The sequence below is a fragment of the Mycolicibacterium cosmeticum genome, from assembly GCF_000613185.1.
GTDB lineage: Bacteria > Actinomycetota > Actinomycetes > Mycobacteriales > Mycobacteriaceae > Mycobacterium > Mycobacterium cosmeticum.
This window is the reverse complement of sequence record NZ_CCBB010000003.1, coordinates 2,031,637-2,055,600: the sequence shown is the minus strand read 5'-3', so window position 1 is coordinate 2,055,600 and position 23,964 is coordinate 2,031,637. Positions and strand designations below refer to the sequence as shown.

The following is a 23,964-nucleotide window of genomic DNA, read 5'->3' as shown; positions in this document are numbered from 1 at the left end:
GACAGCTCATTTCGGCCCCGATATCGGCCGGCCGCTCACCGTCATCTCGGGGTGGACATCATCGTCGGGTGCCGGTGCGCACCGCGTCCGGGCAGCGCCGGGCCTCTGCGCCACGGGCCGCGGTAGGCCGGGTCCGCCGCTTCCTCCGAGTCGCCGTGCAGGCGCGTCACGTGCGACAGGGCCATCGTCTCGTAGGCGAGGGTGAAGGTGCGGGAATCTCCGAAGATGCGCAGATCGCCGCCGCCGCTTCGCAACAGCCGAAGAAGATCCACCACGACGGCCACTGCCGAGGGAGTGATGGTGCGGACACCCGATACATCGACAAGGACCACCGAGGCGCCCTCGCGCAGGCCTGCCGCAACCTGCGAACGCATCGCCAGCGCGGCGGTGGCGTCGAATCTGGGCGCCAGATCAAGCCGAGTGGCCAGCTCCGGTCCCGTCGCCTGGCCGGGCACCTGCGGTGCCACCGGCAGGGGTGCAGTGTGCGCCTGCCAGTCGGGGGCAGACGCGGCGAGCGCGCGGTAGTCGATGTCGACGATGACGTCACGCACCTCATCGGTGAGCGCCGCAGGGAACGGATCGACAATGTGTTCGCCGGGCCCGCGGTAGAGCGCCGCGCGCACCATCGCCGAGAGCAGCACGATATCGATACCGACCCACACCAGCGTGATGATGGAGGCGAACAGCGGCCGGTCACCATCCGCGGCTTGAACGGCGCCGTACCCTCCGGCGAGCACCAAGGCAGCCATGGCGACCAATTGCGGACGGATATGGCGCAGGCCGATCCCGGTGGCCTGCTTGGTCTTCTGGGTGACCGAGAAGGTCAGCGCCTTGCCGAAGAAGGCCGCGCTGGCCCCGGCAATCGTGGCCTTGATCCAGGTCGGGAACAGGGCGAACGACATCTGCTGACCGCGCCACAGTCCCCGGGCTCGGTTGCCTGCGACGACGAACAACGTTTGTGAGCAGAGAAAGAACGGCATGAAGTACACGAAGAACGCGATGGAGTCACATCTGATGGGGAAGATCCCACTGACCAGGAACACCATGGGTGCGGCAATGTAGACGACGGCGGCAAATCCGTTGAGATAGCTGGTCATCGTGGCCAGGTACATCAGTCGCTGACCGATGGTCAGTCCGCGCAGGAACAGGGGATTGTCGGAGAAGAACACCTGCATCGTCCCGGTCGCCCAGCGTTGACGTTGGGACAACATCGTCCGCACGTCCTCGGGCGCAAGCCCGTACACGAGGACCTCGTGGTGATAGACACTGGCCCACCCGAGTGCGTGAAGATGCATCGCCGTCGCCATGTCCTCGGTGATCGACGAGGTGACGATCGGATCGATGGCCAATGCCCGGTCGGTGCGGGCCACTTCGGCTTCACCCAGGGTGTCGTTGATCGCATCGATGACCGGCTGCGGCAACATGTCCGGAACGGCCACGCTGGCGATCTGCCGGCGCAGGTCGTAGGTGACATCGGCGAGGACGTCGCCCCGTCGCACCCGCGCCTCGGCTTCCACCAGAAGACCGACCGCACGCCGACCGATGATCGACCCGATATCACCGGGCAGATGGACGCTCACGGCCGCCTGCACGCGGCGGCGTCCATCATGCAGCGCCTTGCGCACACGCTCGGCGGCCGAGCGCGAGAACATGGTCAGACCGAGAGCCATCAGGGCTTCACGCCGCAGCACGGCGTTGGAGCCACAGAAGAATGCGGCGCCCCATCCGTCCTTCCCCTGCTGGATGGGCCCGTAGAACAGGTCGGCGCCACTGCCGAGCGGATCGGAACGCGGAACGTTCCAGAACCGTTGCGGTGTCTGGACGAAGGCCACTTCAGGGTCGTCGAAGTAGCCCAAGACGCGATCGAGGAAGCGCGGGTCGGGGACTTGATCGGCGTCGAACACCGCGATGAACTCCCCGGAGGTCTGGAAGAGCGCATTGTTGACGTTGCCTGCCTTGGCGAATCGGGGACGGCCGTCCCAGTCGGGCCCCCGGACGATGTAGCCGACGCCGATTTGCTTGGCCGCCTGGGCGAACTCCGGCCGGTTGCCGTCGTCGAGAATCCACGTCTGGTGCGGGTAGGTCATGTCACGTGCTGCGATCGCCGAGGTCAGCACGATATCCAGTGGTTCGTTATAGGTCGCGATGTACACGTCCACGGTCCGCCCGGGCGGCGCCGGCGGGGGTTCCGGGCGCCGGCGAGAGTTCCACATCGTCACGCCGTACAGCACCGATTCGCTCAGGCTGTAGGTCTCCGCGAGCACGAGCGGGATGGCGATCCACCAGGCGTCCCAAGCAATGGTGGATGACCACCTCCACACCATGTAGGTACCCCCGAAGGCGACGACCAGCAACGCCAAGCAACGTACGACGCAAAGCCGGGAACTAGTCATTGTGAGCTCGTTTCGTGTGGAATATCGATTGCCAAAATTGCCGCATCGCGTATCTTTTCTCATTCGATATTATTGAATTATGTGGCGTAATTGCATGTCTGCAGGTACCGATTGAATTAGTGATCATATCCGAGAAAAAAACCATCCAATTGATACCAGAAACGCGATCGTGATATCGATAATTCGGCAGCATCAGAGAAGCCATTCAAGGCATATCGTCGATATTATCGAACATGATTGAGATAATTCGCAGGCTTTCCCACATCCGCGACATCGACGCGATCCGAGTGCGTTTTACCTGCACATAACCATCAGTTGCGGCAGCCTTCCCGAGAACTCCGACCGGTCGCCCGCCTTCGCAGTCTCCGTTGGTTGCGCTCGCAACGACCACCTACCATCGAGGCTCATCGCCTCGAATAACTTATACAAGGCTTTTACCTCTACGCGCGCGGCGAGATAACCAAGCAATATGTGAGCTGCATCACGAATGGTTGGATTCTCACCGAGATGAGTACGAACGAAGTCATACGTTTGAACGACGCAATGATACGAACGTACTAATATCCAAGAGTTTACTGACTTGAGATGAGCCAACCACTGGATTATCAGTTATGGTCCCCTCATGTCTGCGCCACAGGTACTTTTACCGCGCACCGCCGTCGTACCCGCCGCCGGGCTGGGCACCCGCTTCTTGCCTGCCACCAAAACCGTGCCCAAAGAACTGCTCCCGGTGGTCGACACGCCGGGAATCGAATTGGTCGCCGCCGAGGCAGCCGAAGGCGGGGCCGAGCGACTGGTCATTGTCACCTCCCCGGGAAAGGACGGCGTGGTCGCCCATTTCGTCGAGGACCTCGTCCTGGAGGGCACCCTGGAAGCCCGCGGCAAGCATTCGATGTTGGAGAAGGTGCGGCGCGCACCCGCACTCATAAAGGTCGAGTCGGTGGTCCAGCGTGAGCCACTCGGCCTCGGGCACGCCGTGTCATGTGTGGAATCACTTCTCTCCCCCGACGAGACCGCGATCACCGTGTTGCTGCCTGACGACCTCGTATTCCCCACCGGCGTCCTTGAGACGATGATGGCGGTCCGCGAGGCTTTCGGCGGATCCGTGCTCTGCGCAATCAAGGTCGCGCAGGAAGAAATCGGCGCCTACGGCGTGTTCGACGTCAGCCCGATGCCGCCGATCATCAACCCCGACGTTCTGCGCGTCAACGGCATGGTGGAGAAGCCGGCGCCCGGTGATGCCCCGTCGAATTATGCGGCCGCGGGCCGTTATCTGTTGGATAGGGCCATCTTCGACGCATTACGGTCGACCCCGCGGGGAGCCGGTGGCGAGATACAGCTCACCGATGCCATCGCAACTCTGGTGGCCCAGGGCCATCCCGTGCACGTCGTCGTGCACCGGGGCGCGCGGCATGATCTGGGTAACCCCGAGGGTTACCTCAAGGCTGCGGTTGACTTCGCGCTGGATCGCCCGGATTACGGTCCGGGGCTTCGGAATTGGCTTCTGACTCGGCTGGGTATCAACGCAGTGTCGACCCTGGCAACGTGACCGACAGCCAGTGATCAGGTGGGCGCATGCGCCCGCCGGGAGCAGAAAGGGTGCAGACGATGAGCCGATACGTTCTGCTGCTCACCGCACTCTTGTCGACTCTCGCCGTGGCCTGTTCCGCACCCGCCATCCAGCCCGGGCCGCCGGCGTGGAGCGATCCTGCCGGCCATGGGGTCTGGCAGGCCGACGACGTGACCGCATCGACAGGAGCTCCGCCGGCTGATGGGGCCGCCCTGGCCGGGTACGCGTTCGAGGCACAGGGCACCCAGCACATCGTCTATGCCGGGGCCCAGAACCGGCATCTGCTGGAGTTGTGGTGGAACGTGAACGGTTGGCATTTCACCGATCTCACCGCCACTGCACGCGACGTACCGGTCGCCGACCGGTCGGCGATCTACGGTTATGCCTTCGACGGCCAGATGACCCAGCACATCATCTTCGTCGGCGCTGACGGCCATCTGCACGAAATGTGGTCGGATGCCGGTCAATGGCACAGCGGCGATTTGACGGCCGCCACGGCAACGGCCCCGCCGGCGATCGGACCGGGCACCATCGCTGGGTACGTCTCAGACAGCGGCGGGTCCCAGCATGTGGTGTTCGTCGGCACCGAACGGCACATCTACGATCTGTCATACGGCCAAACAGGCTGGAAATCCACCGATCTCACTTCTCTCACGGGAACGCCGGGGCCGGCCCCGAACGGCGAACTCAGAGCGTACGCGTTCGACAGTGAGGGCACCCGGCACGTGGTCTTCGCCGGTGCCGACGGTCGGCTGTACGAACTGTGGTCCGGTGTCGGCGACGACTGGCATTCCAGTGATCTCAGCGGCGTGACGAGTACGCCGGGACCGACGAGCACGTCCGGAAATCTCGCCGCCTATACGACAACGGCGACGCGCACTCAGCACGTTGTCTTCACCGCAGCGGACGGGCGACTGCTGGAGCTGTGGTCCGGTCGCACGGCGGGCTGGCATGTCACCGACTTGAGCACGGTCGCGCTCGCGCTTCCCGCACGCCGAATCAGTGGTTACGCCTTCGACCGGCAGGGCACCCAGCACATCGTGTATGTCGGTGCCGATGGGCGGCTCTACGAATTGTGGTGGGCCGACGGTTGGCATGCCGGTAACTTGACCGCCGCAACCGATAATCCGCCCTGCGGCCCAGATGTCGTCACGGGCTACACCTTCGAGGCGCAGCAGACCCAGCACGTGGTGTGTATCAGCGCGTCCGATCACCATATCCATGAGCTGTGGTGGGGTCCTCCGTCGGGCCCGAATCCACAACCGGCAGTTCGGTGATGGTGACCGCGATCGGGCACCGGTGCATTCATCGGCCCGTCTCGATCGGATAGCGGTAGCTCTCCTTCAGGGTGTGCAGGTGCACCCAGCTGTGCAGCTGTGTCACCGAGGTCAGGGACCGAACCTCTTCGAGAGCGGTCACCACGTCGGTGAGGGTGTCGGCGTGCAATGTCGCGACGACGTCGTACCGCCCGATCGTGGTGGCCAAGAACCGGACCTCCGAGAGCTGGCGAATCCGCTCGACGCCCGCGCCGGCCCGTCCCCGCATCCGGACCCCGAGCCCGACGTCGACCTTGCGGCCTTCCCGGCCCGGCGCCGCAATCGCACCGATACGGACCACCCCGGCCTCGATCATGCGCAGGGTGCGCGCCCGGGCCGTCCCCACCGAAACGCTGGATCGGGCGGCCAGCGCGGTGTAGGGCATCCGGCCGTCGAGCTGCAGCAGCGAGAGCAGTCGCCGGTCGACGCCGTCGAGCCACGCGACCGACACCTTGGTCGGCCCCAGGACATCGCGCACCAGATCGGTGTAGACGAGTGTCTCGGTCGATTCGACGCCGTCCAGGGAGCGGATGACGTCCAGCAGTTCGGAGAGTTCGGTGTCGTCGTGAGCACGGACCTCGGCGATCAACGGATAGGCACCGCTGGCCAACGACACGAACGGAACTTCGGGGCGCGCGGCCAGGCGCCTGCCGACCTCGATCGCCGGGGCGTCGGTGGCGATCGACACATGCGCCAGGGACCGCACGCCGACCGTCTCGGGATGCACCATGCCGACCACGCGCACGTCGGTCGTATGCAGCAGGGCCGCCAGCCGCTTGGACGCCGTCGTCCGGGAGACGCCCAGGCGGGTGGCCAACTCCCCCGGCCCGATCCGCCCGTCGACGCGCAATGCCGCAAGGATCTGATCGTCGAGGTCGTCGAGTCGGCTGCCGAACCGCGAGTCATCTGAACTTAACAAAGAACGAACACCTCGCCTCCACTACGCAGATCTTCAATACCTCGGCGCCAGTACGCAGATACGTACGTTATCGACCAGTCTAGCTTGACGAATCATCGATATTGCCGAGCGCAAGTGCATTTTTGGTGTTGATGGTTCGTGGCGGCGCTCCTACTGTTCTCACTGCACCCCGCAGCCCATCACAGGAGTCCCCATGAATCGGCGGAGCCAGCCTGCCCACGTCGCCACCATCCTCGGTGCGGCGTTGAGCGCCGTCCTGCTCAGCGCTTGTGGTGGCGGTGGCGGTACGAGCGAAGCGTCGGGCAAGGCACCGGCCGGTCTGCTCCAGGCGGGGCAGCTGTCGGTGTGCACCGACCCGGAGTATCCGCCGATGGAATATCTGGAAAACGGGGACACGGCCAACCCGACGGGGTTCGACTCCGACGGAGCCCGCGCCCTCGGCAAGCTCTGGGACGTCAAGGTGGTGTTCCAGAACACGTCCTTCGACGGGCTCATCCCGGCGTTGAACGCAAAGCGTTGCGACATCACCTGGTCCGCCCTCTACGTCAGCCCCGAGCGCCAACTCGTCGCCGACGGCATCCCATTCATGACCACCGGTCCCGGGCTGATCGTCCGCAGCGGCGACGAGTCGATCCGCTCAGCCGACGACCTGTCCGGCAAGACCGTCGCCGTGCAAGGCGGTGGCGCCAATGAGCTGACGCTGAAGGGACTCTCGGACAAGTTCACCGCCGCGGGCAAGCCCGGCATCACGATCCAGCCCTACCCGAAGACCGCGGAGACGGTCGCGGCGGTGACCAACGGCAAGGCCGATGCCCTCATCGAAACCGATGTCGCCGTCGTCGACATGGTCGGCAAGTCGGGCGGCAAGCTGGTCTCCAAACCCGGGATCTTCCCCACCGAGACGCAGTTCGGGGTGTTCACCCGCAAGGGCTCGGAGTTGACGCAGCCCGTGACCGCCGGCATCAAGCAGCTCATCTCCGACGGGACCCTGCCCGACCTGGCGAAGAAGTACGGTCTGGATCCGTCCCGACTCGTCAGCCCCTGACCGCCATGGACTTCGAATGGGACATGTTCACTGCGGCCCTGACGTCGAGCGCGTTCCTGCGGGGCGCCTTGTTGTCGGTGGCACTGGCGGTGTGCGCCATGGTGCTGGCGTCGATCGTCGGGTTCGGTGTGGCACTGCTGCGGATCGCCTCCAACCGGTTCGCCACTGCCCTGGGAGGTGCGTACGTCTGGTTCTTCCGGGCCATTCCGACACTGCTGGTGCTGCTGCTGATCTGGAACGCCGGGCCTCAGCTGTTGCCCGCGTTGCGGGACGACTGGTTCACGCCCTTCCTCGCCGCGCTGATCGGGTTCTCGATCGTCGAGGCCGCATACATGGCGGAGATCCTGCGGTCGGCGCTGCTCTCGGTCGACGAGGGGCAACACCTGGCGGCCCGGGCCCTTGGCCTGGCCCCGCACAAGGTCTTGTTCAAAGTTGTTCTGCCGCAGGCCATCAAGGTGGCGATCCCGCCGTCGGGAAACGAGCTGATCGCGATGCTGAAGTACACGTCGCTCGCATCGGTGATCTCGCTGCGTGAGTTGCTGACCACCGCCCAGTCACAGGTGTCGGTGACCTTTCGCTACGCCGAGTACTACTCGGCCGCGCTGGTCTACTACCTGGTGATCGTCTCGGCGCTGATGGCCGTGCAACACATCGTCGAGCGCCGCTACCGGTGGATCTCCGCGGGGCGCATCGGCCAGGTTCCGGGCAACCAGGTCGGCGCGGCGGTGCCCGCATGAGTACGCCCGTCCTGCAGGCGATCGATCTGCATCGCCGGTACGGAGACACCGAGGTCCTCAAGGGCGTCGATTTCTCCGTGGCCAGAGGGCAAGTCAAGGCCCTGCTCGGCCCGTCGGGCTCGGGAAAGTCGACGATCTTGCGGTTGATGGCGCTCCTGGAACACCCCGATGCCGGGGACATTCTGTTGAACGGCAAGCAGGTTGGCGTCACCACGTCGTCGAACGGCTCCACTCGCCGACTCCCCGAGCGCCACTTGGCGGTGCAGCGCCGTGACATCGGGATGGTATTCCAGCGTTTCAATCTGTTCGCGCATCTCGACGTCTTGCGCAACGTCACCCTCGCACTCACCGAGGTCGTCGGAATGAGCAAGACCGACGCGGCCGCCAGCGCCCAGGCCATGCTGGAGCGGGTGGGCATGGCCGACCGGCTGCGGCACTACCCCGGCGAACTGTCCGGTGGTCAGCAACAGCGCGTCGCGATCGCCCGCGCCCTGGTCACGAACCCCTCGGTGATGCTCTTCGACGAACCGACGTCCGCACTCGACCCGGAGCTGGTCGGCGAGGTGCTGGAGGTGATGGAGGGCCTCGCCGACGCCGGGATGACCATGGTGGTGGTGACCCACGAGACCCGGTTCGCACGACGGGTGGCCAACGAGGTCATGCTCTTCGACGGCGGCGTGATCGTCGAACAGGCGCCACCCGACCAGTTCTTCGACGATCCCCGTCACGACCGCACCCGCCAGTTCCTCTCGCACCTGCATGGGGTGGGCCACTGATGCGCGCACCGCTGGCGGTCTACACCGATCTCGACGACGGTGATGACCCTACCGTGGGGATGGAGCTGTTGCGGGCCAACGGTTTCGAGGTGACCTTCGCGCAGTCGCGCGACCCCGACGTGATCGCTGCCGCGGCACAGGACGCCGAGGCGCTGCTGGTCGGGTACGCACCCGTCGACGATGCCCTACTCGAGCGATTGCCCAAGCTGCGTGTCATCTCCCTGCTGTCGAACGGCTCGGACAACGTGGACGTCGAGGCCGCCTCCCGCCGCGGGATATGGGTGGCGACGGTCGGCGCCGTGGCGAGTGAGGAAGTCGCGACCCACGCCTGGGCGCTCACCCTGGCGCTGATCCGTCGACTCCCCTTCTTCATGGGCTGCGGCGTCGCGCACCCGTGGGACGCCCGCCCCGCCGAGGCCCCGCGCCGGCTGTCCGAACTCACGGTCGGCATCCTGGGCCTGGGCTCCATCGGTCGCCGGTACGCCGAATTCGCCTCTGCGGCAGCGCGCCGCGTCGTCGCGGCCGAGCGTCCCGGTGCGGTGGCGGTGCCCGGGGTTGACCTGGCACCCTACGCCGACGTGCTCGCCGTCAGCGACGTCCTCGGCGTGTTCCTGCCCTTGACCGAGGACACCCGCGGGTTGCTCGACGCCGACGCCTACGCACGGATGCCCCGCGGTGCGCACGTGGTCAACGTCTCCCGGGGTGCGGTCGTCGATACCGAGGCACTGCTGGCCGCCGTGGATTCGGGGCATCTCGCCGGAGCCGCTCTCGACGTGTTCGCCCAGGAGCCGCTGCCCGCATCGCATCCCTTGCTCGGCCATCCCCGGGTGCTCACGACGCCGCACGTCGGTTTTCTGTCCGACGCCACCGACGCCGAATACGTGCGACGGCAGGCCGACGCGGTGGTGTCATGGCGCACCAATGGCCGGCCGGATCGCGCCATCAACCGGGCAGAGGTGCGGTCGTGACGGAATTGCGGCTCTACCAGTCGATGTGGGCGATGGAGGACCTGCCGTGGCGGGGCGCACCATGGACCCTGTCCGAACAGGTGGCGCGGATCGCTGGGGCGGGTTACGCGGGCATCGGAGTCGACCTGGGGGCGCGGCAGGCACCCTCGGCGGCCGACATCGCCCCGTTGCTGGCCGCGCACGGTCTGCGCGGGTGCGTCCTGGTGTTCGCCGCCACCGACGACGACATCCGCCAGGCGATTGACTACGCGAGGATCGTCGGGGCGGACTGGATCATCTGCTGCGCACGGGTATTCGGGTTCGACGTGCCCGCATTGGCGCATCTGCTCGGCAGGTGGCACCGGATGTGCGCCGACGCGGGCATCGAGATGGAGCTGGAGACGCACCGCAACACGGTCACCAACGACCTGCGGTTCACCTGCATGCTGCTCGAGGACCTCGACGAGTCGATCGAGCTCGCCGCCGACCTGTCGCACTACGTCTGCGCGCACGAGATCCCAGAACTACCCGAACCGGAGTACGAATCCCTCGTCGCGAACATCCTGGAGCGGTCCGGGTCTCTGCAGGGGCGCATCGCGACCCGCGCCCAGATCCAGGTGCCGCTCGGACATCCGATGGCGCAGCCGTGGGAAGCCCGGTTCCGAGATTGGTGGGCCCGGGGCTTCGGGTCGCTGCTGCGGCGCCACCCGGACCGTCCGGCGCGATTCGTCACCGAGCTGGGAACCACGCCGTATGCGATCACCGACGCGCAGGGAGTGCAGATCTCGGATCGCTGGGCGGAGTCGATGACCCTGATGCGTTGGGCGGCGGATGCCTTCGACTCGGCACTGGGCGTATCAGCAGCAACGGCACCATGACGATTGGACGGCACACGATGCACGATGTCGACTTCCACACCACCTCCACGGGGAACCGGGTGGCGACGGGACCGCTGACCAGCGACAGCTCCCAGTGCGCGATCATTCCCGCGCACTCGTACACCAGCACTGCGGTGCACGAGCTCGAACGTGAGCGGATCTTCGGCACCGGCTGGGTCTGGGCCGGCTACGCCCACTGGGTGGGCGAACCGGGACAGGTCAAGCCGATTGCCGTTGCCGGCCAGCCACTTCTGATGATCCATGGTGAGGACGGCGAGATCCGGGTCTTCCACAATTCGTGCCGGCATCGCGGGATGGCTCTGACGGAGGAACCCATCACGGTCAAGCGCCGTATCCAATGCGCCTACCACTGCTGGTCCTATGACCTGGACGGCAGCCTCGCAGCGACTCCGTACTTCCAGCGCGAGCGCCAGGGGCGCAGCGGGCCGGCGGACAAGCGGGCGCTGGGCCTGCTGCCGGTGGCCAGCCGGGTGTGGGCCGGAATGGTGTTCGTCGACCTCGCCGAACGCGATATCGCCGCGGCCGCGGCGTCCTTCGATCGGTTCGTCGCGCCGCTGGCGCAACGATGGTCACACATCGACTTCGGCCGGATCCGGCTGGCCGCGGAGCGCGTGTTCGACGTCGCCGCCAACTGGAAACTGGTCGTCGAGAATTTTCTCGACTTCTACCACTTGCCGTTCATCCATCCGCAGGTCGGCCCGGTGAATTCATCGCTCGACGTCGACGACGAGGTGCTGGCACCGGAGATCATCGGCGGCTGCTACCCGCGGGGGGCGACGGGCAAGGCGGCGAAGACATCCGAGGCGCTGCCGTTCCTCGGCGAGGTCCCGCCGGAGAAGACCGACAACCAGGACATCTTCTGCGTGTTCCCCAATGCACTGCTGTTCCTGGAGGCCGATTGGTTTCAGGTGATCGGCTTCGAAGCGTTGAGCGCCGACCGCACCGTCGAGCACATGGCGATCTTCGTCGACCAGGACGGTGCATCCGAGGATCACTCGGTGAACCGTAAGCGACTGGCCGAGGTGCTGTTCGGGGTCAACGAACAGGACCTGCCGATCCTGGACAAGCTGCAGGCGGGGCGGCACTCGCCGGCCTCGGATCGCACCAGCCTGGTGCCACACTGGGATCAGGTGACCGCCATGTTCCAGCAATTGGTCGCCGACCGCATGGCCGGCCCTACCGCCCAAGGATACTGAGCATGGGTATCGATTCACGCGACCCCGCGGCGACCGAGGCGCAACTGCGCCAGGAACTTGCCGCGGTGTACCGTCTGGTCGCCCACTACCGGATGACCGACCTGGTATTCACGCACATCTCGGTGCGACTGCCCGGCGAGGACGACCACTTCCTGATCAACCCGTACGGGTTGTTCTTCGAGGAGATCACGGCGTCGAGCTTGGTACGAATCGATCTGGACGGCAACGTCATCGGTGAACCACGCAGCCGCGTGAATCCGGCCGGTTTCGTCATCCACGGGGCGATCCACGCAGCGCGTCAGGACGCGATGTGCGTGCTGCACACCCACACACTCGCCGGTTGCGCCGTGGCGGCGGCGGCCTCGGGACTGCTGCCGGTGAACCAGATCTCGATGGAGTTCTTCGACCGAGTGGGCTATCACGACTACGAGGGTGTGGCGCTCAACCTCGACGAGCAGAAGCGACTCGTCGCGGATCTCGGGGCACACGACGCGCTGATCCTACGCAACCACGGCCTGCTGACGGTGGGCGCGACCCCCGCGCGGGCCTTCCTGCGGATGTACTACTTGAACAAGGCCTGCGAAATCCAGGTCGCTGCATCGCAACTCGGAGAGTTGGTCCTTCCCGACCCGAGCATCAGCGAGCACACCGCCCAGCAGCTCGTCGGCGACGCGGCAGGAGATGACTTCACCGACGACGTGGGATACGACCTGGCTTGGGCGGCGATGCTGCGGATGCTCGATCGTACGCAACCGGACTACCGCGACTGAGGTGCAGTCCGCGTGGTTCCCGCCACGCTTGTGTCTAGCGCGCCGTCACCGCGAGGTGGTCGAGGAGCCACTGCTGGGAGCGGTCCAGCCATTGGCGGTAGTGACCCATCGCGCAGTGATCGTCGTCGGGATAGAGCAGCAACGTGGCGTCCGCTGCGGCGTGGGCGAGGTCGCTGGAGTCCTGGGTGCTCATCAGGGTGTCATGATCCCCATTGATCACCAACAGCGGAATCGTGATGTCCCGGTAGAGATCCCGAATGGACAACGCCCTCAGCTTGCTCATCAGGTCGATGGGGTGGACCGCCCCGACGGTCTCGGCCAACGCGTGCAGGATGATCTGCGGGATACCCAGTGCGCCCCCGTGAAAAGAACGGTGCGTGGGTGCCCCGCACGCAATCGCACAGGCCAGCCGATCGTTGGTGGCGGCCAGGCGCGCGGTCCAGTACCCGCCGAAGCTGACCCCCACCATTGCGATCCGATCCGGGGCGAGCCGTCGATCGGCGGCGAGATGATCGATAACCTGGTGGTAGAACGCCTCTGATTCCGGGCGCATCCGATCGGTGTAGGCGTAACTGCCGGGCATCTCCATCAGGAACATCGCCATGCCCGAATTGCGGTAGCGCAGTTGAGGGATCGCCAACTCTTGGACGGTACCCTCCAAACCGTTGGTGGTCAGCACCACCGGGTGCGGCCCCGATCCGGGCGGTACGACGAGGTAGCCGCGGACGGCGTCACCACCGGCGACGGGGATGTCAACGTGTTCGACGGTGAGGCCCAGCGTGGGCGCCAAGGCGCCAATCAGGGCGTCGAAGAGATGCCGCGAGTGCCAGTAGGCCCGCATCCGATGAGGGGCGTGACCAGGAAAGGCACATACCTGGTAGTACGTGATCGCCTTTACCCATGCGTCAATCGCCTGATAAGCCAACCTGATGTGGTCACGATCGCCGGCCGGTGCGTGCTCGTCGACGAGCGCGGTGAGGCCGGGCGCGTCCGGTTGCGGTCCGTGATCGGCGAACAGCACCGCGGCGGGAGCGATCCACGCGGCCAGCCGCTCGACGTGTCCGGTGGCGGTCGCGGCGTTCGGGTCGGTCAGGTCGGGCACGGCGGCGGAGTCGGCGCCGGCCAGGCTGCGCAGCATGTCGGACGCTCGCCGCGCGTGGGCGTCGGCGATGCTGTTCCAGTAGCCGCACCAGCGGTCGTCACGGAAGGACCGAGCGCCGCGGATCTGCGCGGCGAACAATGCGTGATCGAGCCCGCCCATGTTGGCATAGCGCAGCACGAACAGGGCGGGCAGGAACGGTGCCGCCCCGGCCCAACGGGCGGCCACGTCCGTGCTGCCGGTGACAGCGCACATCGTGACGGCGAGCTTCTGCAGCAGGGATGCCTCTGCCATGGGGAGTCCTTTCCGAATGCGGTGCCGGCGCCCGCGTCAGGGTGTGTTGGTGGTGTTCGCCCGTCGGCGGGCGTGCTCGGCAGCGGCGGCCGGGGTTCCGCGCCACGGGTCCCCGTGCCCAGGGACGAGAATTTCGGCATCGATTCCGGCCAGGATTGTCAAGGCGTCCTCGGCCTCGGCGGGGTTGTGGGCGAAGAACGGTGGCAGCAGTTGAGGACCGCTGACCGGTGACAGCGGGTGTCCGGTAACCAACGCATCACCGGTGATCAGGACACCCTTGTGGGGCAGGTGAAAGGCACTGTGGCCAGAGGTATGTCCCCCGCATGCGACCGGCACGGGGGCTCCGGGTAGATCGAGCGAACCGGTGTGCGGATAGGGCTGGGCGTGCGGGAGCTTGACCGGTTTCAGCGCCCCGGCCGCGATGATCCGTGCGGTCCAGCGCAGCGCCGAGGGCCGGTAGCACCGCTTGACGATGTCGCCGGGCTTTGCTTGTTGTAGGTGCCCGTCGCGGGCGTGGCCGACTTCGGCACTGCTCATGAACACCTGGGTGCGGTAACGCTTGTGGAAATGGTTGATGGCACCCATGTGGTCCAGGTGGGCGTGGGTCAACAGGATCGCCTGAACGTCCAGGGGATGCCGACCCAATGCGCGGATCGAGTCCTCCACCCGCCCGGTGTCTCCCGACCAGCCGGCATCGATGAGCGTGAGCTCCGCACCGTCGCGCAGTAACACCCAGTTGACCGCGGTGCCTTCCACACAGAACACGTCGTCGGCGATCTCCCGCACGCAAGACTCCTCACCGAGGCGGAACGATTGTTCCGAGAGTAGCATCGTTCTGCGATACTGTGGAACGACTGTTCCGCTCCGACGGGAGGAACGATTCTCGGTGAAGCTCCGACGTGTACGCACCGCCGACGGTGTGCAGCTGCAGGCCCAGGACACCACCGGCTCCTGGCAGCCGACCGACGACGACACCCCGTTGGGTGGACGGGTTTTCGATGAGAATTGGGAACTCGCCCGCGCCGATGAGCACCTTCAGCACAGTGCAATGTTGTTGCCGTTTCAGCCGGTATCCTTCCGCGACTTCATGCTCTACGAGCAGCATGTGCTGGACGCCAGCCGGGGGCTGGTCCGACGCTTCCATCCCGGTCAGTACCGAATCGTCAAGACTGTCGAAGCCCTCACCCGACGCACGTTCCCACTGCTGAAACCCAAGCCGCTGTTCTACGCCCAACCCATGTACTACATGTCCAACGCGATGACGTTCGTACCGTCGGGTACGCCGATCGGCTTCCCCATCTACAGTCAGGCCCTCGATTACGAGCTGGAAATCGGATTCGTGCTGGCGCGCGGACTGTTCAATGCCAGCCCGGCCGAGGCGCTCGACGCGATCGGCGCCTTCGTCGCGCTCAACGATTTCAGCGCCCGCGACGTTCAACGTGCCGAAATGGACAGCGGATTCGGCCCGCAGAAGTCCAAGCACTTCGCCAGCTCGCTGTCCGAGGTCGCGGTCACCGCCGACGAAATCCTGCCCCGCGTCGACACGCTACGCGGCACGGTGTCCATCAACGGCTCGACGGTGTCGACGGTGTCCAGCGCCGGTATGCAACACAGCCTGAGCGAGGTCCTCGCCCACGCCTCCCGAAGCGAACGCCTCCGACCCGGTGAACTTTTCGCCACCGGAACACTTCCCGGCGGCAGCGGCATGGAAACCGGCCACTGGTTGAGTCCGGGCGACACCTTGGAGCTGGCCATCGACGGCATCGGCCGCATCACACACACCATCATCGACTCATGACCAATTCCGCATCAGCCGAACAGTTCCCACGCAGCACGCGCGAAGCCAACCGCAAGAACCTTCGGGACCGGCTGCTCAACAGCGCCGAAGAGCTCTTCGCCGACCGCGGCTACTTCGGCGTCGGCGTCCGCGACATCACCGACCATGCCGGCACCCGTCTCGCGTCGGTCAGTGACCAATTCGGCGGTAAGGAAGGCCTCTTTCGCGCTGTCCTGCTGCGCCGTATCCAACCCCTGAACGACGACCGCCGCACCCGATTGGCAGCACTATCCGCCCGCGGGAGCCGGGCACGGCGACTGCGCGCACTGATCGACGCCTTCACCGAACCCATGCGCCAGCGAGCTGGAGATCCGGGGTGGGACAACTACTTCCGTTTCATCGCCCAACTCGCGAACTCCGGACAACCCATCAAGCGCTTGGTCGCCGAGGACTACAACGCCATCGCCGCCGACTTCATCGCCGCCTTGCAGTCATTGTTTCCGGACGCCGACGACGTCGCGATCCACGATGCCTACCTGCACCTGGTGGCCGCCAGCTTGCACACCTACTCCAAAAACCTGCGCCTTGACAGCCTCACCGCCGGCCGGATGCACACCGATGACGTCGACGAGCGCCACGACGCTCTCCTCCGCTTTACTGAAGGCGGCATCCGGGCCCTGGTCACGCCACCAGCCTGACGCCTCGGTCGCTCAGACATCGATGTCGAGAGTGGGCGCCAGGTCGACAGCTCGCTCAAGGAGGCGTAACAGCCGCTGATAAGCAGCGTCGGACATGGCTTCCCGCAGTGCGGTTTCGACGTGGCGCGCGAGTTCGTCTGCTTGGTCTGCGATGTGACAACTGCTTCGCGAGCAAGGAGGCCGGCCGAGTTCAGCACCGATTGAGCGTGCGCTGGCCGCTACACACTTATTGGGCTCAGCGCAGGTATCCGCGTCTCAACAATGCCGAGATCGCTGCCTGCCAGCGCGCCAGCTGCGACGGCGACAACAGCGAATCGGGCAGATGACGTTCGATGTGCGGACGAAGCAACACGGTACCGAAGATGACCAGGACGCTGTTGATCGCTGCCCAAGGAATGTCCAAGTCGGCGGCGGCGAGGCCTTTCTCGGCTCGCCGCTCCCAGCGCGCGATTCCCATGTCGGTCAGGGTGTCGAAAATCGACGATCCGTATGGGGTGCCATCTGCGAGCGCCCTGGCGAGATAGTCGACCGCCGTGGTGTGCTCTGCCAGCAGTTCGGCTACCTGCTGTCCATAATCCTCGACCGTGATGGCCGTCGTGCCGGTAGCGAGCACCGTACGAACTACCTCCGTGACATGGCGATCCACAGCTTCCACCAGGTCGGCCTTGGTGCCGAAATGATGCTGGATCAGCCCGACCGACACTCCAGCCGCCGACGCCACCTCACGCAGCGATGTGGTGGCTACTCCGCGGGCTGCGAACTCGGCGAGGGCGGCGTCGCGGATCAACTCGGCCTTGTCGTCCGATGTCATCGGCTCACCGTATAGGAGGAGCCCGGAGCTTCGTGGTTGTCAGATGTAGCAATATTCGGATATCGGCCTGCCGGGACGGCAGGCTCCTGCCGGGCCACCTGATCGTTGAGCGTGCATCCGATATCGGGTTGCAATGATCCCGGCCCGCGATCGATCCGCTCACAGGGAGGTGACCGTCGTGTACCGTCCCACCTCGCCGGCTAACGCAGACGGCAGAATCGTCGGGGCGCGACGGGTGCGCTTGAAGCGAATCAATCTGGGCGCCAGAACATTTCCGTTCCTGCACGGAACGGTGGTCACCATCTTCCCGATCTGCAACCACGTCGCCTACGGCAACCTCCGCAGTAACCTCAGCAGCCGCCCTCTACGAGAGCCGAGGACGGACCAGCGCGCAGACCCCTGCCGCCCAAGACCAGCCGCATCCCCCCACCGCACAACCCGGCGTCACGACACCCCACGTTTGCCATACTCGGAGAAAGGCGGATTTAGCCACTCTTGGCGCAGGGCCGGTCGCCGTCCGTTCTCGCAAGCTCCGGCAGGGCCGAGCGGTCCTCAAGCATGAAAGGGACGGGCCGAACGACGGGCTTGGACCACCAGTTACGCAGCCTCTTGAACAATGTGCACTCCCCTTGCAACCCCCACCGAGTAGACAGTGCCTTCACCCCGACAGAGGCGAAGTGACCGCGTAACTCATAGCCATCGGCAATCCAATACGCGCATATTGTTGCACACTCGGAGGCGCCCAACAATCTAGTCTGAAGTTGCCGATTGCATTGGCGTGGAGCGGAATACATGTGTCATCCGAACGGCGGACGTGAGGTCGGGATCGGCGCAATGCGCACAGAGCGCACCTGAGTTCCAGCGCAAATTCTTGACCTCGGGTACCCCTCCGTTCGTTTCACTGCGTTACGCATAGGCGGTGGCTGACCCGTGGGCCGTGACCTCGGCTTTGTAGTGGAATAGGTACTCACGGAACCCGTGACGGTATTTGCATTGGCAACGACTCGGCTACGTTCTATGCACCGCCACCCCACGCGGTGTGCGTTTCTGGCCAACTCGTCCATGCGCTCCGAGAATTTGCCGTTCACCGTGGATGAGTCGCCGAGCGAAGGGTTACGTGCGCACAACTCGTTGGCCCTTGTGTGCACAAGGCGCGGCGCCACGAGATGACTACATGAGTTCAGGCGTCGAATGTCTTTGGCATCAGCCGGAATTAGGCGGGTTGCGCTGGGGGCGCGGAGATTCCCGGGCAGAAGGCCGCTTCGCTGATGCCGATGAGAAGCCCAGCGCGATACCGGTCTACGGCGACGCCGCCGGGCGGGTAGTTGATGAGCCCCTGCTCCGATCGTCCGCTGCGCAGCGCAGCGCAGATCGTCTGCCCGAGCTGGATTAGATCCTGGTCAGTGCCCGTGGCCGTGCAGGGAACATCCGTCGAGCACCCCAGCCCTTCGGACGTCAGCAGGTCGATGTACTTCTGATCACGAGGTCCTGGCGAGTCTGCATGGACCGGGCCAGCCCCGGAGGTCAGGGGCGCAGCGCCGCAGAGAGCGCCGGCCAGAAGCACCTTGAGCGTTTGGGCATGACGTCGCCCGGAACGGGCAAACGCGTTGCAGGTATCGACCTGACTATTTGCCAGCGACGCGATCCTTTGAGGCCGTACGTGCTCACCCATCCTGCCGTAGCACGCGTTCTCGACTGGGGCGGATTCGGCTCTTTGCATGTTTCTCCGGGACTCGGCCACTCGTTGATCGGAGAGGAATGTAGCACAACTACAATATGTCCATACTGTTGCAGATACCGCCGCGAGCTGGCCTTAACGCGTTGTTCACCAGCCACTACCGCGGCGTCAAGCGCGGACTGGGTCTTCGCCAGGGTTATCCTCTCCGGCGATTTTATCGCGGCGTCGCAAATGGTGACGCGCCAAGTAGACCCCTCGCTCATCGTCCGCAGCGGACCGGTGCGCGTCGTTCGACCCGACAGGAGGCGTGCTGCTGACCATCGCCGGTACAGACGGAATCACGTTCGCTAAAAATCGTACAATACGCTTATATTGCAGGGGTGACCGAGATCAGCATTGTGATCCCGTGCCGGGACGGTGCCGACACCCTGCCTCGGCAAATCGATGCGATCCTGGCCCAGTCCTCTGATACCGACTTCGAAGTTGTGGTCGCCGATAACGGTTCGGTGGACGGCACTGCGGCAGTCGTGCGCGGCTATGCCAGTCCGCGGGTTCGGCTCGCTGATGCTTCCCGCGCCGCCGGTGTCAATGTCGCCCGCAATGTCGGTGTCTCAGCCGCGCACAGCGGTTTCATCGTGCTCACCGATGCCGACGACGTGGTCCACGACGGATGGTTGGAGGCTTATGCCCGCGCGTTCCGCCGCGGCGCGCAACTTGTCGGCGGAGGACTGGATTGCGCATTGCCCGACGGCCGGCTCCTTCGTCGGGAACGCCGACTGTATCGCGCCCTGCTGGGGCGCTATACCTACGCCAACGGCGCAAACTGCGGTTTCACTCGCGCCGTCTTCGACGATATCGGCGGATTCGACGAGTCGTTCTCCGGCGGAGCCGATGAAGTGGACTTCTTCTGCCGCGCGGCCGACGCGAAGTACAGGCTGGAGTTTGTGCCCGATGCAGTGGTGACCAAAACTCAACCCGACTCGCTGCGTGACGTGTTCGCTCGCCAGTTCAGGCTCGGGCGCGGGGAAGCTCGCCTACTGCGCAAACACCGGCCTTTCTGGCTCTGCCCGGCAATTCCCTTGGCACTGCTGCAGGCAGCGCTGTGGAGCCTGGTGTGGTTGACCGGATTCCGGAGGCGCACATCCACCGCAGGGCTCGCCTTCAGCCTCGGACTCGTGCGCCAGGCCAGCACCCTCTGACCGCTTCGCGACGGGCTGACCACCACGTAGGCGGGACGAGGTACCACATCGAGTAGCCACCGACATCGCCTGAGCTCATTCCGTCCCTACGGATTCGCAGTCTCGATGTTTGAGCGTCCGCAGGTCGGCGCTCCGAATCGAGCGTGGCGAGCAGCCGAACATGTTCGGACTACCTTGGAAGCCTTCCCGGTACCGTGAGCGTATGCCGGAGACCAAGCGCAGCACCGCCGAGTTGATCGTCGAATGTTTGGAGAACGAGGGCGTCACGCACGTGTTCGGGATCCCTGGGGAAGAGAACATCCGGTTGGTCGACGCATTATCCCGCTCGTCGATCGACTATGTACTCACCCGCCATGAGCAGGGTGCGTCGTTCATGGCGGAAGTCTACGGCCGCCTCACCGGCAGGGCCGGGGTGTGCTCGGCCACGCTCGGTCCCGGCGCCATCAATCTGCTCCTCGGAGTGGCCGACGCGACCACCAATTCGGCTCCGGTGCTGGCACTCTCGGCGCAAGTAGGAATGCGGCGCAGCTATAAGGAATCCCACCAGAGTGTCGACCTGGTATCGATGTTCGCGCCCGTCACCAAGTGGTCCGCGCTGGTCGCGACGCCTGAGTCGGTTCCCGAGATGGTCCGCAAGGCGTTCAAGCTCGCGCAGACCGAGCGACCGGGAGCGGTGTACCTTGCCGTCCCCGAGGACGTCGAGGACGCCGACGCGCCGGCCGAAGCCGCCCCGCTACGCGTCAATGTGCCGCGGTCGGACGACCCGTCCGCCGCCCAGATCGCTCGGGCCGCCGAGATCCTGCGAAGTGCACGCAACCCCGTGCTGCTCGCGGGGCACGGTGCGGTGCGCAGCGATGCGTCGGCGGCCGTGCGACGGTTTGCCGAGTCCCTCGGCGTGCCGGTCGCCACGACGTTCCACGGCAAGGGCGTCATGCCTGACGACCACCCGCTCGCCCTGGGTGCCGTCGGGTTCATGCGCCACGACTATGTCAACTTCGGGTTCGACCGGGCCGATGTGATCGTCGCCGTTGGCTACGAGTTGCAGGAGTTCGATCCGGTCCGGATCAATCCACGCGGCGACGCCAAGATCATTCACGTGCACCGGTTTCCGGCCGAGGTCGACGTTCACTACGACGTCGCCGTCGGGTTGCATGCCGACATCGGCCGTAGCCTCGACGCGCTGGCCGGTGCGGTGGGCTCTGATCGCCCGTATTCGTCCGGTGACGAACGCATCCGGGGTCTGCTCGCAGACGAACTCGACCGCGGGCGCGCCGACGACAGCTTTCCCCTCACCCCGGCACGGATCGTCGCCGATACGCGGGCGGCGCTCGACCGGGACGACATCGTGTTGGTCGACACCGGTGCCCTCAAGATGTGGATGGCCCGGCTGTATCCGACTTATGAACCGAACACGTGCCTCATCTCCAATGGATTGTCGACCATGGGGTGGTCATTGCCCGGTGCTATCGCCGCGAAGATCGCGCGTCCGGCGGCGAAGGTCCTCGTGGCGACCGGTGACGGATCGTTCCTGATGAACTCCCAGGAGATCGAGACCGCGCTGCGGGTCGGGACGCCCATGGTGATTCTCATCTGGGTCGACGATGCCTATGGGCTGATCAGCTGGAAGATGGACCTGGAGATCGGCCATAACGTCGACACGGCCTTCGGCAATCCCGACTTCGTCTCGTACGCAGAGAGTTTCGGTGCCCGTGGCTACCGTGTCTCCGCCGCCGACCAGCTGCTGCCGACCCTGCGCGAGGCGCTGGCAGCCGACACCGTCAGCGTCATCGCGTGTCCGGTTGACTATCGTGCGAACAGCGCCCTGATCGCCTCACTGGGCGAGCTCGACGAGTCCTGGTCCTAGTTCGCGGCGTCGTCGAGCGCCCCAGGCTGTGGCGTACAGTCCGGCAAGGACGATCGCGAGTGATCGTCCGGGCACCGATGATGACCGCCAACAGGTCAGACGTGCAAGCCGCCGTCGACGCGCAGAAGTGCACCGGTGACAAAGGACGCGCGGTCGCTGAGCAGCCAGGCGGCCGCCTCGGCCACCTCCATGGGGTCTGCGGCCCGGCGCAAGGGCGTGCGGGCCGCGATGTCGTCGATCACCCCCGGGCTGTCGGCGTCCCAGTCCCGCATCATCTCCGTCAAGGTAGAACCCGGCGACACCGCGTTGACACGAATCCCCTCCGGCCCGTAAGTCACGGCAGCCGACTCCGTGAGGCTGTTGACCGCACGCTTCATCGCGCAGTACGGCGCCATCTCCGGGGTGCTGCGCAAGCTCCCGATACTCGATGTATTGACGATGGCACCTCCACCCGCCCTGGCCCGCATCGCTTCCACCTCCGCGGACATCGCGAGGTGCACGGCCTTGAGGTTGACGGCGTAGATGTCGTCGAAGTCGGTTTCAGGAACGGTGTCGAGGGGGCGGGGCGGCTGGATGATGCCGCCGTTGTTGAAAGCCACATCAAGCCGGCCGAACACCTCGACGGTTCGGCCGACGGCGTGCCGCACGCTGTCCGCCTGCCGCAGGTCACACCTCACGTAGTGCGCTTCACCGCCACCCAGCCGGACTGCTGCGGCCACGTCGGCCAATTGGGACTCGGTTCGCGCTGCCAGCATCACGCGGGCTCCTTCGCGTGCGAACAGCCTTGCCGCGGCCGCGCCGATGCCGCGACCGGCGCCCGAGATGAAGGCGACCTTGCCGGCCAGCAGACCGTTGCCTGTCTCTGTTGTGCTCATGCCAACCGAGTCTGGACAAGCCCCAACCGTGGCATCCAGGTACTGGTCGTACCTGGATGAGCGCACTCTCGCGGGCAGAATGGGCAGGTGGACAAGATCGAATTGGGTGCATTCCTGCGCAGCCGCAGGGAGCGCATTGCACCGGCAGACGTCGGGATCCCTGCCGGTCCGCGTCGCCGAACACCGGGCCTGCGCCGCGACGAAGTGGCCCACATGGCCTTCATCTCCACCGAGTACTACACCCGGCTGGAGCAGGCCCGGGCTCCCCGCCCGTCGCGAGAAGTGTTGTCGGGTCTGGCGCGCGCACTGCGGATGAGCGACGGCGAGAGCAGATACCTGCATCGGCTGGCCGGGGTCGAGCCCGCGACGCCCGGCGGCCCACCCCTGCAGGTGCGGCGGAGCCTTCACGATCTGCTGCGCCGGCTACCGCTCGCGGCAGGAATCATCGTCTCCGCCAACTACGACGTGATCGCTTGGAACGATCTCGCATGCGCACTGATGGAGGACTTCTCGGCGCTCAGCCCTCGGGAACGCAACGTCGCCAGGCGGGTGTTCCTCGGGCCGGGCTCGGATGGTCAGCGGTTGTGGGGCCTGGTTGGCGCGGATGGGTTCGGCGAGATCTGCGTCCGGCATCTGCGTGTTGCCGCTGCCACGTATCCTGATGATCCGCATACCTGCGCGCTCATCGCCGAATTGCTCGACGGCAGTGCGGAATTCGCACGGCTTTGGCAACGGCGGGACGTTGGCGCCCGCACAATCACGCGCAAGACCTTTGCGCATCCGGTGGTGGGACCGATATCCCTCAACTGCGACACCCTCGATGTCGCCGACCTTGATCAGAGAGTCTTTCTCTACACCGCCGACCCGGGTTCTCCTGCCGAGGAAGCGCTGCGGCTGTTGTCGGTGGTCGGGACCCAGCGCATGGACGTGCCCGGCTGACGACCGCGCCGACATGCCGCGTATAGCCGTCGCAACGTTCAGCCTCCGCACCAATAACCGGGCAGATGTCAAAAGGGTGATCTCCTCAGCCCAAACATGGCGCCACCGCAACGGACGTCGAGCGCTCACGTAGCTCTCCCGGTTAGACAAGGACTCACCCGG

Annotated in this window: 21 protein-coding genes; 14 read left to right on the top strand and 7 right to left on the bottom strand. The window is 65.4% G+C overall.

The features are described 5' to 3' along the window. Positions 1-41 precede the first annotated feature (41 nt). A complete protein-coding gene (locus BN977_RS29235; protein WP_306372271.1) occupies positions 42-2,360 on the bottom strand; it encodes a glycosyltransferase family 2 protein in 2,319 nt (772 codons plus the stop codon). 655 nt (positions 2,361-3,015) lie between these two features. Here BN977_RS29235 and BN977_RS29230 point away from each other — a divergent pair. Further along, positions 3,016-3,942, top strand: coding sequence for a UTP--glucose-1-phosphate uridylyltransferase (locus BN977_RS29230; protein ID WP_036403506.1), 927 nt, complete (start codon positions 3,016-3,018; stop codon positions 3,940-3,942). 59 nt (positions 3,943-4,001) lie between these two features. Further along, positions 4,002-5,240: a hypothetical protein gene (locus tag BN977_RS29225; RefSeq protein ID WP_036403504.1), complete on the top strand. Its 1,239-nt coding sequence runs from the start codon at positions 4,002-4,004 to the stop codon at positions 5,238-5,240. Between the two features lie 28 nt (positions 5,241-5,268). Here the strand turns inward: BN977_RS29225 and BN977_RS29220 are convergent, their stop codons facing one another. Beyond that, positions 5,269-6,198 (bottom strand): Lrp/AsnC family transcriptional regulator, encoded by a 930-nt coding sequence (locus tag BN977_RS29220; RefSeq protein WP_036403502.1) that lies wholly within the window; start codon positions 6,196-6,198, stop codon positions 5,269-5,271. Between the two features lie 193 nt (positions 6,199-6,391). Here BN977_RS29220 and BN977_RS29215 point away from each other — a divergent pair, with 193 nt between their 5' ends. From BN977_RS29215 to BN977_RS29185, 7 genes are read left to right on the top strand one after another with little or no spacing between them, the layout of a single operon-like run. After that, a complete protein-coding gene (locus BN977_RS29215) occupies positions 6,392-7,243 on the top strand; it encodes an ABC transporter substrate-binding protein (RefSeq protein WP_036403499.1) in 852 nt (283 codons plus the stop codon). Between the two features lie 5 nt (positions 7,244-7,248). Continuing rightward, positions 7,249-7,980, top strand: a complete 732-nt coding sequence (locus BN977_RS29210; RefSeq protein ID WP_051562042.1) for an amino acid ABC transporter permease — start codon at positions 7,249-7,251, stop codon at positions 7,978-7,980. Then, positions 7,977-8,756 carry an amino acid ABC transporter ATP-binding protein gene (locus BN977_RS29205; RefSeq protein WP_036403497.1) on the top strand — a complete coding sequence of 260 codons (780 nt, stop codon included), beginning with the start codon at positions 7,977-7,979 and terminating at the stop codon, positions 8,754-8,756. The genes BN977_RS29210 and BN977_RS29205 overlap by 4 nt, the downstream gene beginning before the upstream one ends. Further along, positions 8,756-9,724 (top strand): C-terminal binding protein, encoded by a 969-nt coding sequence (locus BN977_RS29200; protein ID WP_036403495.1) that lies wholly within the window; start codon positions 8,756-8,758, stop codon positions 9,722-9,724. Before BN977_RS29205 ends, BN977_RS29200 begins: the two co-directional genes overlap by 1 nt. Further along, positions 9,721-10,581 carry a sugar phosphate isomerase/epimerase family protein gene (locus BN977_RS29195; RefSeq protein ID WP_036403492.1) on the top strand — a complete coding sequence of 287 codons (861 nt, stop codon included), beginning with the start codon at positions 9,721-9,723 and terminating at the stop codon, positions 10,579-10,581. Before BN977_RS29200 ends, BN977_RS29195 begins: the two co-directional genes overlap by 4 nt. Beyond that, complete coding sequence (locus BN977_RS29190; RefSeq protein ID WP_036403490.1) at positions 10,578-11,798, top strand: aromatic ring-hydroxylating oxygenase subunit alpha; 1,221 nt, start codon at positions 10,578-10,580, stop codon at positions 11,796-11,798. Before BN977_RS29195 ends, BN977_RS29190 begins: the two co-directional genes overlap by 4 nt. A gap of 2 nt (positions 11,799-11,800) precedes the next feature. Further along, a complete protein-coding gene (locus tag BN977_RS29185) occupies positions 11,801-12,568 on the top strand; it encodes a class II aldolase/adducin family protein (RefSeq protein ID WP_036403488.1) in 768 nt (255 codons plus the stop codon). 34 nt (positions 12,569-12,602) lie between these two features. Here BN977_RS29185 and BN977_RS29180 read toward each other — a convergent pair whose 3' ends face one another. Both BN977_RS29180 and BN977_RS29175 read right to left on the bottom strand, forming a co-directional pair. Next, the gene (locus tag BN977_RS29180; protein WP_036403485.1) at positions 12,603-13,961 is read right to left on the bottom strand and encodes an alpha/beta hydrolase family protein; all 1,359 of its coding nucleotides are present in this window, start codon (positions 13,959-13,961) and stop codon (positions 12,603-12,605) included. Positions 13,962-13,997: 36 nt separating this feature from the next. Then, positions 13,998-14,747, bottom strand: coding sequence for an MBL fold metallo-hydrolase (locus BN977_RS29175; protein ID WP_036403483.1), 750 nt, complete (start codon positions 14,745-14,747; stop codon positions 13,998-14,000). 100 nt (positions 14,748-14,847) lie between these two features. Between BN977_RS29175 and BN977_RS29170 the strand changes: the two genes are divergently transcribed. Both BN977_RS29170 and BN977_RS31620 read left to right on the top strand, forming a co-directional pair. Continuing rightward, positions 14,848-15,759 (top strand): fumarylacetoacetate hydrolase family protein, encoded by a 912-nt coding sequence (locus tag BN977_RS29170; protein WP_036403481.1) that lies wholly within the window; start codon positions 14,848-14,850, stop codon positions 15,757-15,759. After that, on the top strand, positions 15,756-16,436 hold the full coding sequence (locus tag BN977_RS31620) for a TetR/AcrR family transcriptional regulator (protein ID WP_051562038.1): 681 nt from the start codon (positions 15,756-15,758) through the stop codon (positions 16,434-16,436). Before BN977_RS29170 ends, BN977_RS31620 begins: the two co-directional genes overlap by 4 nt. A gap of 235 nt (positions 16,437-16,671) precedes the next feature. Here the strand turns inward: BN977_RS31620 and BN977_RS29160 are convergent, their stop codons facing one another. Both BN977_RS29160 and BN977_RS33710 read right to left on the bottom strand, forming a co-directional pair. Further along, positions 16,672-17,247, bottom strand: a complete 576-nt coding sequence (locus tag BN977_RS29160) for a TetR/AcrR family transcriptional regulator (protein WP_024450604.1) — start codon at positions 17,245-17,247, stop codon at positions 16,672-16,674. 1,213 nt (positions 17,248-18,460) lie between these two features. Beyond that, positions 18,461-18,919, bottom strand: a complete 459-nt coding sequence (locus BN977_RS33710; protein ID WP_165576382.1) for a DUF732 domain-containing protein — start codon at positions 18,917-18,919, stop codon at positions 18,461-18,463. Positions 18,920-19,305: 386 nt separating this feature from the next. Here BN977_RS33710 and BN977_RS29150 point away from each other — a divergent pair, with 386 nt between their 5' ends. Then, entirely contained in the window at positions 19,306-20,124 is an 819-nt protein-coding gene (locus tag BN977_RS29150) for a glycosyltransferase family 2 protein (RefSeq protein WP_234709684.1), read from the top strand. Positions 20,125-20,326: 202 nt separating this feature from the next. Continuing rightward, positions 20,327-21,988, top strand: coding sequence for an acetolactate synthase large subunit (locus BN977_RS29145; protein ID WP_036403474.1), 1,662 nt, complete (start codon positions 20,327-20,329; stop codon positions 21,986-21,988). 95 nt (positions 21,989-22,083) lie between these two features. Here the strand turns inward: BN977_RS29145 and BN977_RS29140 are convergent, their stop codons facing one another. Beyond that, a complete protein-coding gene (locus BN977_RS29140; RefSeq protein WP_024450607.1) occupies positions 22,084-22,863 on the bottom strand; it encodes an SDR family NAD(P)-dependent oxidoreductase in 780 nt (259 codons plus the stop codon). 87 nt (positions 22,864-22,950) lie between these two features. Here BN977_RS29140 and BN977_RS29135 point away from each other — a divergent pair, with 87 nt between their 5' ends. Then, positions 22,951-23,802: a helix-turn-helix transcriptional regulator gene (locus BN977_RS29135; protein WP_024450608.1), complete on the top strand. Its 852-nt coding sequence runs from the start codon at positions 22,951-22,953 to the stop codon at positions 23,800-23,802. Positions 23,803-23,964 lie beyond the last annotated feature (162 nt).

Excerpts from the sequence above, each read along its gene's own strand:
- BN977_RS29230 (WP_036403506.1), top strand. The coding sequence starts at position 3,016 with ATGTCTGCGCCACAGGTACTTTTACCGCGCACCGCCGTCGTACCCGCC.
- BN977_RS29225 (WP_036403504.1), top strand. The coding sequence starts at position 4,002 with ATGAGCCGATACGTTCTGCTGCTCACCGCACTCTTGTCGACTCTCGCC.
- BN977_RS29215 (WP_036403499.1), top strand. The coding sequence starts at position 6,392 with ATGAATCGGCGGAGCCAGCCTGCCCACGTCGCCACCATCCTCGGTGCG.
- BN977_RS29210 (WP_051562042.1), top strand. The coding sequence starts at position 7,249 with ATGGACTTCGAATGGGACATGTTCACTGCGGCCCTGACGTCGAGCGCG.
- BN977_RS29205 (WP_036403497.1), top strand. The coding sequence starts at position 7,977 with ATGAGTACGCCCGTCCTGCAGGCGATCGATCTGCATCGCCGGTACGGA.
- BN977_RS29200 (WP_036403495.1), top strand. The coding sequence starts at position 8,756 with ATGCGCGCACCGCTGGCGGTCTACACCGATCTCGACGACGGTGATGAC.
- BN977_RS29190 (WP_036403490.1), top strand. The coding sequence starts at position 10,578 with ATGACGATTGGACGGCACACGATGCACGATGTCGACTTCCACACCACC.
- BN977_RS29185 (WP_036403488.1), top strand. The coding sequence starts at position 11,801 with ATGGGTATCGATTCACGCGACCCCGCGGCGACCGAGGCGCAACTGCGC.
- BN977_RS29180 (WP_036403485.1), bottom strand. The coding sequence starts at position 13,961 with ATGGCAGAGGCATCCCTGCTGCAGAAGCTCGCCGTCACGATGTGCGCT.
- BN977_RS31620 (WP_051562038.1), top strand. The coding sequence starts at position 15,756 with ATGACCAATTCCGCATCAGCCGAACAGTTCCCACGCAGCACGCGCGAA.
- BN977_RS29160 (WP_024450604.1), bottom strand. The coding sequence starts at position 17,247 with ATGACATCGGACGACAAGGCCGAGTTGATCCGCGACGCCGCCCTCGCC.
- BN977_RS33710 (WP_165576382.1), bottom strand. The coding sequence starts at position 18,919 with ATGGGTGAGCACGTACGGCCTCAAAGGATCGCGTCGCTGGCAAATAGT.
- BN977_RS29145 (WP_036403474.1), top strand. The coding sequence starts at position 20,327 with ATGCCGGAGACCAAGCGCAGCACCGCCGAGTTGATCGTCGAATGTTTG.
- BN977_RS29140 (WP_024450607.1), bottom strand. The coding sequence starts at position 22,863 with ATGAGCACAACAGAGACAGGCAACGGTCTGCTGGCCGGCAAGGTCGCC.